General features: G+C 54.1%; 12 protein-coding genes and 1 tRNA gene. 3 read left to right on the top strand and 10 right to left on the bottom strand.

Going from position 1 to position 14,106, the window contains the following annotated elements; all coding sequences use genetic code 11:
* Window positions 1-327: 327 nt before the first annotated feature.
* The 3 genes from IEW52_RS10415 to IEW52_RS10425 form a co-directional block, all read right to left on the bottom strand.
* Window positions 328-2,910, bottom strand: coding sequence for a TRAP transporter permease (locus IEW52_RS10415; protein WP_188630014.1), 2,583 nt, complete (start codon window positions 2,908-2,910; stop codon window positions 328-330).
* A gap of 148 nt (window positions 2,911-3,058) precedes the next feature.
* Window positions 3,059-4,027 carry a TAXI family TRAP transporter solute-binding subunit gene (locus tag IEW52_RS10420; protein WP_188630015.1) on the bottom strand — a complete coding sequence of 323 codons (969 nt, stop codon included), beginning with the start codon at window positions 4,025-4,027 and terminating at the stop codon, window positions 3,059-3,061.
* A gap of 154 nt (window positions 4,028-4,181) precedes the next feature.
* Entirely contained in the window at window positions 4,182-5,423 is a 1,242-nt protein-coding gene (locus IEW52_RS10425; RefSeq protein ID WP_188630016.1) for a D-amino acid dehydrogenase, read from the bottom strand.
* 115 nt (window positions 5,424-5,538) lie between these two features.
* On the opposite strand from IEW52_RS10425, the gene IEW52_RS10430 reads away from it, so the two are divergent.
* Window positions 5,539-6,447, top strand: a complete 909-nt coding sequence (locus tag IEW52_RS10430; RefSeq protein WP_188630017.1) for a LysR family transcriptional regulator — start codon at window positions 5,539-5,541, stop codon at window positions 6,445-6,447.
* 29 nt (window positions 6,448-6,476) lie between these two features.
* Here IEW52_RS10430 and IEW52_RS10435 read toward each other — a convergent pair whose 3' ends face one another.
* From IEW52_RS10435 to IEW52_RS10450, 4 genes are all read right to left on the bottom strand, one after another.
* Window positions 6,477-6,794 carry a translation initiation factor gene (locus tag IEW52_RS10435; RefSeq protein ID WP_188630018.1) on the bottom strand — a complete coding sequence of 106 codons (318 nt, stop codon included), beginning with the start codon at window positions 6,792-6,794 and terminating at the stop codon, window positions 6,477-6,479.
* A gap of 38 nt (window positions 6,795-6,832) precedes the next feature.
* A complete protein-coding gene (gene nagA, locus IEW52_RS10440; RefSeq protein ID WP_188630019.1) occupies window positions 6,833-7,975 on the bottom strand; it encodes an N-acetylglucosamine-6-phosphate deacetylase in 1,143 nt (380 codons plus the stop codon).
* A 24-nt stretch (window positions 7,976-7,999) separates the two neighbouring features.
* Entirely contained in the window at window positions 8,000-8,782 is a 783-nt protein-coding gene (gene nagB, locus IEW52_RS10445) for a glucosamine-6-phosphate deaminase (protein WP_188630020.1), read from the bottom strand.
* Between the two features lie 585 nt (window positions 8,783-9,367).
* Window positions 9,368-9,443: transfer RNA gene (locus tag IEW52_RS10450), tRNA-Asn, on the bottom strand.
* Between the two features lie 155 nt (window positions 9,444-9,598).
* On the opposite strand from IEW52_RS10450, the gene uvrB reads away from it, so the two are divergent.
* Window positions 9,599-11,599, top strand: coding sequence for an excinuclease ABC subunit UvrB (uvrB, locus tag IEW52_RS10455; RefSeq protein WP_188630021.1), 2,001 nt, complete (start codon window positions 9,599-9,601; stop codon window positions 11,597-11,599).
* An 80-nt stretch (window positions 11,600-11,679) separates the two neighbouring features.
* On the opposite strand, the gene IEW52_RS10460 is transcribed toward uvrB, so the two are convergent.
* From IEW52_RS10460 to corA, 3 genes are all read right to left on the bottom strand, one after another.
* Entirely contained in the window at window positions 11,680-11,826 is a 147-nt protein-coding gene (locus tag IEW52_RS10460) for a hypothetical protein (RefSeq protein WP_188630022.1), read from the bottom strand.
* A gap of 116 nt (window positions 11,827-11,942) precedes the next feature.
* Complete coding sequence (locus tag IEW52_RS10465; protein WP_188630023.1) at window positions 11,943-12,428, bottom strand: CreA family protein; 486 nt, start codon at window positions 12,426-12,428, stop codon at window positions 11,943-11,945.
* Window positions 12,429-12,443: 15 nt separating this feature from the next.
* Entirely contained in the window at window positions 12,444-13,391 is a 948-nt protein-coding gene (gene corA / locus IEW52_RS10470; RefSeq protein ID WP_188630024.1) for a magnesium/cobalt transporter CorA, read from the bottom strand.
* Between the two features lie 212 nt (window positions 13,392-13,603).
* Here corA and IEW52_RS10475 point away from each other — a divergent pair, with 212 nt between their 5' ends.
* The gene (locus IEW52_RS10475; protein WP_229667896.1) at window positions 13,604-14,101 is read left to right on the top strand and encodes a DUF922 domain-containing protein; all 498 of its coding nucleotides are present in this window, start codon (window positions 13,604-13,606) and stop codon (window positions 14,099-14,101) included.
* Window positions 14,102-14,106 lie beyond the last annotated feature (5 nt).

A 14,106-nucleotide genomic window follows, 5' to 3' on the forward strand; every position in this document is an offset into this window, starting at 1 on the left:
ACAAAATTTGCTCATCAAAACAGGCCGAATATACGTATGCAGTTTTATCCTGATTACCCAAAATAACAGAAACCCCACTTGCAGAAAGCGAGGTGTCCATATATGTGCCTGCAGCGTGTCGGTGGAGGAGGCCCTTGGTCCGACTTTTATAGAGCAAGAAAATAGATCTGCTATTTAATCTGTTTGGTATGACTCCTGCGATCACAATCTTTACGAAGTATCACAGACGCATATTTTTTGTTTACTGCTGTCTGTATCACGACGTTAACGGCACCAAAAAAAGCCCCGGCGGTGAGGCCGGGGCTTTTTGTTCACGGTTTATCTGTATCAGCTGGTCGCGGTGAGCGGCGGTTTGATCCCTTCAGCTGGCTGGCGGCGGCGTTGCAGCCATACCACCAATGCCAGTATCAGGAAGCCGGGGAACCACATCAGCTCTTTAAGCCAGCGTTCGGTGGGGGCTCTGACCAGCACGATTTCCTGGTCAAAGTCGAGTCCCGCATCGGCAGCCAGGCTGTTGAAAGCCACGCTGTCGATCAATACCTTGCCATCTTCTTCATACAGCGTCAGGCCCAGCTTTTGCAGACGTTCGGCACCGCTGTCACCTGCCGGAACCGGCAGTAGCATGCTGAACTCCTGTGTCTCACCTACCGCATCTATTCCCTTGATGCGCAGGCGCAGCTGGCTTTCTGCATCCACATCGCCTATTACCTGCTCCAGCTGGGTCGGTGCGACGTCACGATAAGGGTCGTGCAGCATATCCATCCAGAACCCTGGGCGGAACAAGGTAAAGGCCACCAACAGCAACAAGACTCCTTCATACCAGCGACTGCGTACCAGGAAGAAGCCCTGGGTACCGGCGGCGAAGATCAGCATGGCGGCGGTGGAAATGATAAAGATCACTATGCCATGCCAGAAACCCACATCAATCAGCAGCAAGTCGGTGTTGAAGATGAACAGGAAAGGCAGGGCGGCGGTACGCAGGCTGTAATAAAACGCGGTAAGACCGGTTTTTATCGGATCGCCCTTGGACACGGCCGCGGCGGCAAACGACGCCAGGCCCACCGGCGGCGTGACGTCTGCCATAATGCCAAAGTAGAACACAAACAGGTGTACGGCGATCAGTGGCACTATCAGGCCGTTTTGCTGGCCCAGGGTGACCACCACAGGCGCCAGCAGGCTGGACACCACTATGTAGTTGGCGGTAGTGGGCAAGCCCATGCCCAGAATGAGGCTGAACACGGCAATCAGTACCAGCATCAGCAATAAATTGCCCATCGACAGCAACTCAACCAGATCGGCCAATACCAGACCGACCCCGGTTTGCGAGACCGCACCTACAATCAGGCCGGCGGCGGCGGTGGCAATACCGATACCAATCATGTTGCGGGCACCGGCCAGCAAGCCTTCACGCAAGTCGACCAGACCGTCTATGAAGGTGCCATGATCATGTTGACCGTCGGTACGCATCCAGCTCAGTAGCGGGCGTTGGGTGAGCAGAATAAACACCAGCATCATGCTGCCCCAGAAGGCAGACAAGCCGGGTGATAAACGTTCTACCATCAAGCACCAGACCAGTACCACGACCGGCAGCAGGAAATGCAGGCCAGACAAAAGTACGGCACGGGTTTGGGGCAGTGAGTCGAGCGGCGCATTGGGGTCTTCCGGTGGCAGCGGTGCTACGCTGGCGGCTACTTTCAACAACCCCAGGTAGGCAATCGCCAACAGTACGCCTACGCCTTCCAGCACGTAGTCGCCCAGCACGGGTTTTAGCCAGCCCAGTCCGTAATAAACCGCCAGTGACAAGCCACTGATCAGGGCCGCGCCGAAGGCAAAGCCGGTCAGGCGACGCAGCCACGGCTTGGGCTGATGGCCGCCTATGGGCTGTAAACCCAATTTAAGCGACTCCAGGTGCACAATATAGAGCAAGGCAATGTAAGAAATGGCGGCCGGCAAGAAGGCATGCTTGATGATTTCTACATAGGGCATGCCGATGTACTCAACCATCAAGAAAGCGGCGGCCCCCATCACCGGCGGCATGATCTGGCCGTTAACCGACGAGGCCACTTCAACGGCGCCGGCCTTTTCGGCAGAAAATCCGGTGCGCTTCATCATGGGAATGGTAAAGGTGCCCGTGGTGACTACGTTGGCAATGGATGAACCCGAGATCATGCCGGTCAGACCGGAGGCGACCACGGCGGCCTTGGCCGGGCCACCGCGCAAATGACCCAGCAAGCTGAAGGCCAGCTGAATAAAGTAATGGCCGGCACCGGCGCGTTCCAGCAGGGCGCCAAACAGTACAAACAGGAATACAAAGCTGGTCGATACGCCCAGCGCTATGCCAAACACGCCTTCGGTGGTAATCCACTGGTGATTGGCCAGCGCGCTGAAGGTAACGCCGCGGTGCGCCAACAGGCTCGGCATATAAGGGCCGGCCAGGCTGTAGGCCAGAAAGACCAGGGCAATAATGGCCAGCGGGGGGCCCAGGGCACGACGCGTCGCCTCCAGCAACAGCGTAATACCCACGCAGGCGGTAACAAGATCGGCGGTGGTTAAACTACCAGGACGCTGCGACAGTTCCTGATAAAAAATAAACAGATAGGCCGCACTGGCTGCAGCAATCAAGCCAAGGGCAATATCGATGAAGGGAACGCGATCGCGGGGGGACGATTTAAAGGCCGGAAACACCAAAAAAGCCAGCATCAGGGCAAAGGCTAAATGAATGGAGCGGGTTTCCGTACTGTTGAGCACGCCCACACCCAGCAGGAAGGGGAGGGGCGAAGCAATCCAGAGCTGGAACAGGGACCATAGCAGAGCCAGGCCCGCGCTCACCCTGGCGATAACGCCACTGGGAGTCCGCGCACCCACATCCTGGGCAATCAGCTCTTCTACGGAGAGTTTTTTTTCTGACATAGGGTGTATCCTATCCTGGTGTTGCAATAGAGAAGACCAAACCTCTTCTGATGAAACAGAAGAGGTTTGGTTTATGATAAGAATACATCAGTTAGGCAGAAAGCCTGATAGCGATTATCTCATTGTCTCTACTGAAGGTAGCAGACTGTTATAACCAGCCTTTCTCTTTGTAGTAACGCTTGGCGCCTTCATGCAGTGGTGCGGTAATACCGGCACTGATCATGTCTTCGGCTTTCAGGTCGGCAAACGCCGGGTGCAGGCGCTTGAAGCGATCCAGGTTATCAAATACCGATTTAACCAGCTGATATACCACTTCAGGGTCGGTTTCTTCGGTGGTTGCCAGCACCGCTTTGCCGCCCATGGAAGGAATCGGCTTATCAACACCCGGGTATAAACCGGCAGGAATATCGGCACGAGTAAAGTAGCTGGCTTGTTCCAGCAGTTTGTCGACGCCTGGGCCTGTGACCGGGATCAGCTTGGCATCGGCGGTCGTCAGCGCTTCTTGAATGGCGCCGCTGGGGTGACCGACCACATAGGTGATGGCATCCAGGTTGTTATCGCCCAATGCGGCGGCCATTTCGGCAGGCTTGAGTTCGGCGGCCAGGGAGAAGGTCTCCTTATCCCAGTCGTTGGCTTTCATCAGCTCTTCAAAGGTATCGCGGCTGCCAGAGCCGGGAACGCCAATGTTGACGCGCTTGCCTTTCAGGTCTTCCAGAGTGTCGATATTGCTGTCGTTACGCACCACTACCGTCAGTATTTCGCTTTGCAACGAGAACACGGCACGCAGGTTTTTTACCGGCTTTTCATCGAAAGGTGCCTGACCCTCCAGGGCCTTGAACTGGTGATCCGATTGAATAAAACCAAAGTCATAATCTTTATTTTGCAGGGCAACGATGTTGCCTACGCTACCCGCCGATGAAGGTGCATTACACTTGATGTCATGCTCTTCGGCACCGCGATTAAGGAAACGGCACACGGATTGTCCCGCAGTATAATAAACCCCGGTCTGTCCACCGGTTCCTATGGTCACATAACGGGCTTCTGCACTTACTTGAGTGCTCAGCAACAGGGCGGTCATGGCGCCAGTCATTAGCTTGATCATGTTATGATTCTCCATTCATCTCTTTGGGTTATTTTCCAAATAACATCGACACTGCATCTATGTACCAAACATTGTTTAATGTGTAGTCATATGAGCCGAATACGTTAATGTAATCCTGATCCTTTTGCTAATAAAATGTTGGTAACCGAGACGGCGCGCATAAAAATAATCAGTCGGACAGCTGTAAACCGGTTAATGCAATCTCGGATGGCTCATTATCGATCACATTTGCCAGGCTGGCAGCACTGCCACAGGCCAGGGTGAACCCTAGGCTGCCATGGCCGAGATTGAGCCACAGATTCTTGATGCCGCTTTTGCCCAGTAAAGGAGTGCCCTGTGGAGTGGTGGGTCTTAGTCCCGCCCAGGCTTCAGCCTGTTGATAATCCCCCGCTCTGGGAAAGCTGGCTTGAGCCTGTTGGCGCAGCGAGGCAATTCTACCGGCATCCAGTTCGGTGCTGGCATTGCCAATATCGACCATGGCGGCCACGCGTAACTGCTCACCGAGGCGCGCATAGACAATTTTACGATCGTAATCGGTAACATTGGTCTGCGGCACACTGGCGTTGTCCTGAACCGGTAAGGTCAGGCTATAGCCCTTTAACGGATACAGCGGCACCTTGACTCCCACCGAGTTCAACAGGCCCAGGCTGCCCATGCCGGCAGCCACCACCAGATGATCGACAGCCACTTCGTCATTATTCAGTACCAACCCGCGCACCTGTCCGTTTTCTACCACCAGTTTTTGCACGCTCGTGCTGGTGTGCAACCTGAAATGCGGATGGGCATTCAGCTGCTGCAACAGTTGCCGACAAAACAAATGGCAGTCACCCACTTCATCACCAGCAGAAAAGATGCCGCCCTGTAACTGTGGCGCCAGATCGACCAGGGATGGCTCGGCATTGACACACTGTCGGGCCGTCAGCACTTTCTGGGAAGAGGGCTCGGTTATTTTACTGGCGGCATGGCTGAAATGGCTGCCATCGCGATAAATCACCAGCTTGCCATTGGCGCGCCAGGCAAAGTCTTTTAGCCCAAAGCGCGCCTGCCAGTCATGCAGCACCGCCTGACTGTGCAGTGCCAGACGTAATAAATGGGCGGTATTGGTCTGATTGACGCTGGCACGACAGGCGAGCAAAAAGTCCAGACACCAGTGCCATTGACTTATGCTCATCCGGGGTCGAAAGCGAAGTGGTGAGTCTTTTTTGAACATCCAGCCCAGCGCTTGCCAGGGCACGCCGGCATCGGCCAACGGAGACACATAGCGATAGCTGAGCTGGCCGCCATTGGCAAAACTGGTGGCCATGCCCACGGCGTCATGCTGTTCGAACAAGTCTACTTGATGGCCTTTATTAATCAGTGCAAAGGCGGTGGTCAAGCCAATGACCCCACCGCCAATAATCGCGACGCGCATGCCGGTCTCCTGTAAAACGCAATGGCCTCAGCATAGGTATTGTGGTGTCAAACGAACAATGAAAAGATAAGACACAGGTATAACCACAGGTTATACCTGTGTCAGGAGAGAGTGAATGCGATTACGTCATATCGAGTTGTTTCAAGCCATTTTACAAACCGGCAGTTTAACGGCGGCGGCCGAGCTATTGCATATTTCACAACCGGCCGTCAGCAAGAGTTTGCAGCATGCCGAACAGCAGTTGGGATTTGCCCTGTTTCATCGTGTGCGCGGCAAGTTGCAGCCCACAGCCGAAGCCTTGATGTTGCAAGCCCCCACCGAGCAACTTTCGTCAGACTTGCAAAACCTGCGGCGCCTGGCTGCCAACCTGCGTCGTGCCAACGCCACTCGACTGCGTTTGATATGCACGCCTACGCTGGCACAAAGCGTGTTACCCAAAGCGCTGGGACAATGGCGGTTACAGTATACCGACACCGAGTGCGAGCTGGCCACTCAGCATACCCGCGAAATGATACAGGCCTTGCTGCTGCAGGATGCGGACATCGGCCTGACACTGACACGGGTCGAGCACCCCAGTTTGCAGGTTGAGGCGTTGGCGGAGAGCCGCTTGATGGCGATCGCTCCTGCCGGCTGGTGGCCCGAGACCGACAGCCATCGCCCATTGCGCCTGCAATGTCTGGCCGGTCTCAGCCTGATAGGGCTGGATGGCCGAGATGGCCTGGGCGCCTTGCTGAACAGCCATTTACAGGAACTGAAGCCTGCGGTGAACATGATGACGCGGGTACAAACCTATCAATTGGCGCGCCAGATGGTGGCGGCAGGGCAGGGCCTGGCATTGGTGGACCCTTTTACTGCCTTGATGGGCCCTTCGGGCGATATACAAGTGCGCCCGTTGGAGCCCAGGCTCGGCGTTACGCTCTACGTGTTACGCCGGGCCGGAGAAGCGCCGGTGGCGGCACAGCAAGCGTTGCTGGAACAGATCCAGAATACCGCGATTGAGTTACTGCAAGCTGTAGAGTGTTAGCGTCGGCAATACTCTGAGCGCCAGGGAAGTCAGCCTCCCACCTGCTTTACCTTGAGTCCGGCCTTGACGAGCAGAGCTTGCACCTGTGCCAGGCGATCGCCCTGGATCTCGATCACCCCTTTCTTGATGGCGCCGCCGGTGCCCAGCTGCTTTTTCAGCTGTTTGGCGAGCGCGCCTACGTCCTGGCCGGGCACGCCATAAATACAAATGACTCCGGCACCCTTGCGGCCCTTGGTTTCGCGGCGCAGCCTGACAACGCCGTCGTCGGGAAACAGGCTGTCTTGCCCAGGGGCGGAAGCTTGAGAGTCTTGCCAATCGGGGTCTGTGCTGTATACCAGTTTATTCATAACGCTAACCTGTTCGCATGATTAAGATGAGGGTTTTGCTACTCACTGAATTGACCGTTTACCAAGGTGTTTCTAACGGTTAAATCTTCGTTCAATACCACTAAATTGGCGACTTTGCCCACGGCAATCGAGCCCAGCTCCTGATCTTTACCCATGGCTCGTGCCGGATACAGGCTGGCCATGCGCAGCGCTTCCGATAGCGGCAGGCCGATACGTTCAACCAGATTGCGTACGCCGGCAATCATGGTCAGAGACGAGCCGCCCAGAGTGCCTTGCTCATCTACGCATTGGCCGTTTTGTATCAGCACACGGGTACCGCAAAAGTTGAACTGCGTCAGTTCGGGGCCGGCACCGGCGGCGGCCGTGGCGTCGGTGACCAAGCACAGCCGTGCACCCAGTACCTTGTGCGCCAGACGTATGTTGGCGTCGTGTACATGAACCCCATCGGCAATAATACCGGCATAAATATCTGGGCTGTCGTATATGGCGCCGACCACCCCGGGTTCTCGGCCGTTGCCGGTGGGCGTCATGGCATTGTAAAGATGAGTCGCAAAGCCTATACCGGCGGCAATGCCTTGCATGGCTTCATCATAACTGGCCGCTGTGTGTCCCAGGGCGACCATGATGCCCGCCGCCTTCAAGCGACGAATGTGCTGTAAATGATTACATTCGGGTGCCAGAGTGATTTTGGCAATCACGTTGGCATGCTGGCACAAAAACGCCAGCATGGGCTCGTCCAAGACGCGGATCTGTTGGCCCGGATGAATGCCTTTACGCTTGATATTGGTATAAGGGCCTTCCAGATGCAGCCCCAATACCTGATGGGCATGTTTTGCCATGTAGGCTTGCGTCACGGCCACGGCCCGTTTCATATCTGCGTCGGGCGAGGTGATCAAGGTCGGCAAAAAGCTGGTGGTGCCGGAGGCCAGGTTAGTGCGTTGCATGGTCGCCAGCGTCGCCTCGCTGATGTCGCTGTTGAACATGACGCCACCGCAGCCATTTAATTGCAGGTCAATAAAACCGGCGCTTAGCAGGGCACCATTCAGGGCATGGCAAGGCAGTTCAGGGGCAAGGCTGGCGAGCGGAGTGATGGCACAGACGCGGTCACGGTTGATGATGACCGCATGGTCATGCAGCCATTGTTCACCATTGAAAATCTGACATTCGGTTAATGCAAACACGAGCAGCCTCTCTCGTTCAGATGATTAGACGGCGACCGGGATATCGTGAACATCCGGGATCTGCTTAAGGGCAGTTGTAGCGGCGTGGTCGCACACTATCATGCTGCGTTGATGCAGTCTCAAACAGGAAATGGGCCACAGCGGCGAGATCTCGCCTTCAACGGCTGCCCGCAGCGCCTGAGCCTTGTGCTTACCGGTGACCAACAGCATCACTTCTTTTGCGTCCAGCAAGGTGCCCAGCCCAACGGTAATGGCGTGAGTGGGCACCTCGGACAAGTCATTATCAAAAAAGCGCGAGTTGTCCTGCCGAGTGATGTCGGTGAGGGTAGCAACCTGGGTACGGGAGTCAAACGCCGTCATCGGCTCGTTGAAGGCAATATGCCCATTGCTGCCCACGCCGCCCATAAACAGATGAATGCCGCCGCACTCACGAATCGCGTCTTCATATTGCCGACATTCAACATGGATATCGGCGGCATTGCCGTTGGGGATATGAATGTTGCCCGGCAAAATATCGATATGCTGAAAGAAATGCTCATGCATAAAGTGATGATAGCTGTGCGGGTGAGTGGCAGGCAGGCCTATGTATTCATCCATATTGAAGGTGACCACGTGGCGAAAGCTCAGCGAGCCTGCCTGATGCAAACGGATCAGCTCCTGATAGGTGGCCAGAGGTGTACTGCCGGTAGGCAGGCCAAGTACGAAAGGGCGCTCGGCCGTGGGAGCAAATGCAGTGATCCGCTTGGCAATGTAATGGGCTGCCCAGTGGCAGACTTGGGCGGCATGGGTAAAGGGGACTAAACGCATGGCAACATTCTCGTCATAAAGTGCCGCAAGCCTACCATATTTCGCCGGATCAATAACAAAGTTGCGTAAGAGATGGTTGTAGAAAGCACAGTACCTTTATTTTTTTATTACTTCATAGCATATGGTGGTTCAACTCGATGAAAAGAGCACTAAAGTCAGCTTGATCTGGCTGTAACTCATCAGTTAATTGTAAATTCATCGTAAGTGCAGCTAAACAGCATGTTGTTTTGGCTGATAGTCAAGTCAATTTTTTTACCGGATGAAAAGGCGGAAGGTTATACACAATGCCGCCGAGCCAGCTGGAGTCAGGCTTGGCACGACTTATCCACTATTTCTGTGGATAAGGTTGTGGGTTACCTCTCCACAACCCGTGCAAAGCCAGTAGTGGCAGGCTTCTCAGATAAGTCGGTAATTTTTTGACCAAAAAATAAATGTTTTAAAATCAGAAGCTTAAAAAAGGCACAGCAAATTATCGTTTATTATCTAACCGATAATAACGATACTTAGAGTAAAAGCACAAAATGTGGGTTTTTATGTTAAAGCAAGAGAGAGGGAGTGGATAACTCTGAAGATATAGAACTAAATTGGCTCCCCCTGCTGGACTTGAACCAGCGACATACGGATTAACAGTCCGGCGTTCTACCAACTGAACTAAGGGGGAATCTCGTGAAGAGGCCGCAGATGATACGCAGCTCGACATAAGGGGTCAAGGATAAAATCAAATTTTTAGTCCTTAGGGCGATTGAGGCAGTTTTTGCTTAATTTAACTGCTTCACAGGGGGTAAACTGGCGATAGAGACGAAAGGAGACTGAAAAATGAGCAAAGACTTCCAACTGGTCAGCGGCTATGAGCCCGGTGGCGATCAGCCAACGGCGATTGCCCAGCTGCTGGAGGGGATAGATGCGGGTCTGGCGCATCAAACCTTGCTGGGAGTCACCGGCTCGGGCAAAACCTTTACCATGGCCAATGTGATTAACACCCTGAACCGGCCCACCATGATACTGGCGCCCAATAAAACACTGGCCGCCCAGCTGTATGGCGAGATGAAGGAGTATTTTCCTCATAACTCGGTTGAGTATTTTGTGTCTTATTACGATTACTATCAGCCCGAAGCTTATGTGCCGACCACGGATACCTTTATTGAGAAAGACGCCTCCATCAACGATCATATCGAGCAAATGCGCCTGTCGGCCACCAAGGCGTTGATGGAGCGGCGCGACGTGATCATTGTGGCTTCGGTGTCGGCCATTTACGGTTTGGGCGATCCCCAGTCTTACTTGAGCATGATGCTGCATTTGCGTACCGGCGACGTGCTTAACCAGCGCGATATGCTGCGCCGCCTGGCCGAGCTACAATATACCCGTAACGATGCGGGCTTTCAGCGCGGTACCTTTCGAGTGCGCGGCGAAGTGATCGACATTTTTCCGGCCGAGTCCGACAACCAGGCGCTGCGGGTAGAATTATTCGATGACGAAATAGAACGCCTCAGCCTGTTTGATCCCCTGACCGGTGGGGTATCGCAAACGCTGGCGCGCTTTACCATCTATCCTAAAACCCATTACGTCACCCCGCGTGAAAAGCTGCTGGATGCCGTCGAGCATATCAAGGTCGAGCTGCAGGAGCGCAAGGCGCAGTTGCTGTCGGCCAATAAACTGTTGGAAGAGCAACGCATCAGCCAGCGTACCCAGTTTGATATCGAAATGATCCAGGAGTTGGGCTATTGCTCGGGTATAGAAAACTATTCGCGCTATTTATCCGGGCGTGGCGAAGGCGAGGCACCACCCACGCTGTTCGACTATTTACCGGGCGACGGCCTGCTGATCATCGATGAATCCCATGTGACGGTGCCGCAAATCGGCGGCATGTATAAAGGCGACCGTTCGCGCAAGGAAACCCTGGTGGAATATGGTTTTCGTCTGCCTTCGGCACTGGACAACCGGCCGATGCGCTTTGAGGAATTTGAAGCCTTGATGCCGCAAACCGTGTTTGTGTCGGCCACCCCAGGGCCTTACGAGTTGGATAAGTCCGGTGATGATGTGGCCCAGCAGGTAGTGCGTCCTACAGGCCTGCTTGACCCTGTCATCGAGGTGCGCCCGGTGGCCACCCAGGTTGACGATGTGTTGTCGGAGGCCAGACTGCGGATTGCGGTGAACGAGCGGGTATTGGTGACCACCTTAACCAAGCGCATGGCCGAAGACTTGTCGGAATATTTAACCGATCATGGCCTTAAGGTGCGCTATCTGCACTCGGATATCGACACTGTAGAGCGCATGGAGATCATCCGGGATCTGCGGTTGGGGGTATTCGACGTGCTGGTGGGCATTAACTTGCTGCGCGAAGGGTTGGATATGCCTGAGGTGTCGTTGGTGGCGATTCTGGATGCCGATAAAGAAGGCTTCTTGCGTTCGGAGCGTTCGCTTATTCAGACCATAGGTCGCGCCGCGCGTAACCTCAATGGCAAGGCCATTTTATATGCCGACAAGGTCACCCGCTCCATGGCCGCGGCCATTGGCGAAACCGAGCGTCGACGGGAACTGCAGCAGGAGTTTAACCAGCAGCACGGCATCACGCCCAAAGGGCTGACCAAGGCGGTGACCGATGTACTGGATCTGGACGGCACCAAACGCATTGGCTCCAAGCGTGCCAAAGACAAAACGGCGCTACCCGAGCACCTGCCCACGGCCAAAGAGCTGGATAAACAGATCACCGAGCTGGAAAAACTCATGGTGACGCAGGCCCAGAATCTGGAGTTTGAACTGGCAGCCGCCACCCGCGACCGCATTCATGCGCTGCGCGAACAACTGATCCGCAGTTAAAGCACCGCTGTACGCCGTCAGTAAAAGATAAGCACCGTCTTCTTTACCGATAGCGTGCAGCGTAAGGCGTATACTTTAGTTCAGTCAACCAGCTCTATGTTGAGGCTGTACAGCAGGCTCAAGGCCTCAAGGCGGGAAAATCGGGACCCCTCTTTTGTGTTTTCCAACATATTTATGTTGAAGTCAGAGGCGTCGGTAAAGTCGACGCCTTGCAGCTTGGTACGCATAAACAGGCTGTTGCTGAAAAATCACAGTGCTTAAAGAGGCAATCTTCAAACTTCACGCCTACCCAGTGGGTCTCAGCCAGTGCCAGCGCACAAAGTGCTACTCGACACAGGTTTCATTATTCCGAAGAGACGGCACTGGATTCCCCGGGCTGCCGATATGCCAGGGTTCCCCACAAGGGCACCGTAGACATGGCGTGCTTGTAGCTGCCGCTGGTTTCCTTGGTACTGTAGGCCAGATACAGCAAAGACTGGCTCTGTTCATCATAGATGCGACGTATTTTCAGGCTTTTCAAGAAAATGCTTTTTGATTTCTTGAATACGATATCGCCACTTTTCGAGCGATCGATGCCAGCGATCATGGCCGGTGTGATCTCGCCGGTTTGCCGGCAGCTAATCGACATATCAGACGGATCGGCCAGGTTCAGGTTGGCGACCACGTTCGACATGTGACAGGTGACGCCGGGCACCAGCGGGTCGGTCAGCACTTCTATTTTAATGTCTTTGGTGGTGAACAGGCCCAGAGAAACATCACCCACTTCATTGTTGTCACAACCGCTAAGAACTAATACGGCCATACTGGCCAGTATCCGTTTTTTCCACATAGCACTCTCCTTGAGTTACAACCAGCCTTTGCGTTTAAAGAAATAATAGGTGCCACAGGCCGACATCAGCATCATCACCAGCGACATGGGATAACCATAATCAAAACCGAGTTCGGGCATGATTTCAAAGTTCATTCCATAAATGCTGGCGATCAGGGTAGGAGGAAGAAACACCACGGCGGCGACCGAGAAGATTTTGATCACCTTGCTCTGCTCCAGGCTGGTAAAACCCATGGCCGCTTCCAGCTGAAAGTTTATCTTGTCGAACAAGAACTGGGTATGTGGCAGCAGAGATTCAATGTCGTACAGCATCTCGTCAATCCAGCGGCGTTGCTCGTCGTCCGATACCTGACGTAAAGCACGTTTGATAAAACGCAGTGCCCGTCGCGTATCGTACAGCGCCAGTCGAATGTGACCGTTACCGTCTTCCTGCAGCATCAGCTCCGACATGGTGGTGCGCAAGTCATTAACGTGCAGTACCTGCTTGGCGGTTTCTTCCAGGGTTTTGTAGCCGTCTTCGATGAGGTCGGAAATATATTCGATTTTAAGCTGAAAAATTTCCAGCAGCAGCTCGGTGGCATTGCTAGCCTCGAGGCGGTCGTGGCGCATATAGTGGCGCAGCAGACGCATCAGCCCCAGATCATCTTCCCGAAAACTGATCAGCATGTCTTTGCGCAGGGTAAACAGCACGTTGATGCCGTCTATTTCTTTGCCCATGCGCTGCGGAAACAGAGAATGTATGTGCAGGCCGTCTTTATCACGATAAAAACGGGCCGAGGCTTCAATGTCGTCCAGCTCGTCGAGCTCTGGTAATTCTTCTACAAACAGCTGCTTCATCCACAGCTGTTCTTGCTCGTCTGGTTTGTGAATATCCAGCCACAAGGTATTGGGAGGGACGGCACTCTCCAGGTTGAGTAGCTGAATATGGAGAGATTTACCATCCAGGGTGTAGGCTGTGATCATGCAGCGCTCCAACCAATTAACAATGTGCTGCACTATATAGAGGCCAAAGACGGATGTCAGGCCATCTGTCGCTTTTACTGCATTTTTTGCTGCTTAACCCGAGCAAATAAGTTTAGACTCAAATGACTTGGTGCCACCAGCTACTTATAATGATGCGGTCTGCCGCCTATAATGATGGGATGCTGGCGCAAATATGATTTCGGAGAGCTATTGTGAAACAGCTTGGGTTTGCCTTGATAGTCTTGCTGGCGATGCCTGCCATGGCCAATGAAATGGTGCTTAAAGCGCGCCAAACCGTGGATATTTATGGCTCCAGCGCCCTCGTGCCCAGCCTGGCCGATGTGGATTACCGGTTATCCTGGCAGCTATCGGGTGAGCAAACCGAGGCTGGCTGTCAGCCCTCCCAGGTGCTGGTGTCGCTGACCGCCACCGTGACCGAGCCCCTTGAGTGGCCGCAAACGCCGGCCTGGCAAAACTACCGTCTGGCATTAACCGGTTACGAGCGGTTGGTGCGTGAGCGCGCCTTGTTGTCTGCCGAATGGCTCGAACAGTCGTTATTCAGTATTGCACCACAACCGAGCTGTGAGCATTTGCAGCAGGTGGCGGACAATGTGGGTTATCATCAGCTGGATATTGCCCGCACCCTGTTAAGAGACTTTCAGCAACAAAACGACTACGGACGTCACCTGGGTCTTATTCGCCCCGAATAACGTTT

It is taken from the genome of Oceanisphaera marina, assembly GCF_014643915.1.
In the GTDB taxonomy this organism is placed as follows: domain Bacteria; phylum Pseudomonadota; class Gammaproteobacteria; order Enterobacterales; family Aeromonadaceae; genus Oceanimonas; species Oceanimonas marina.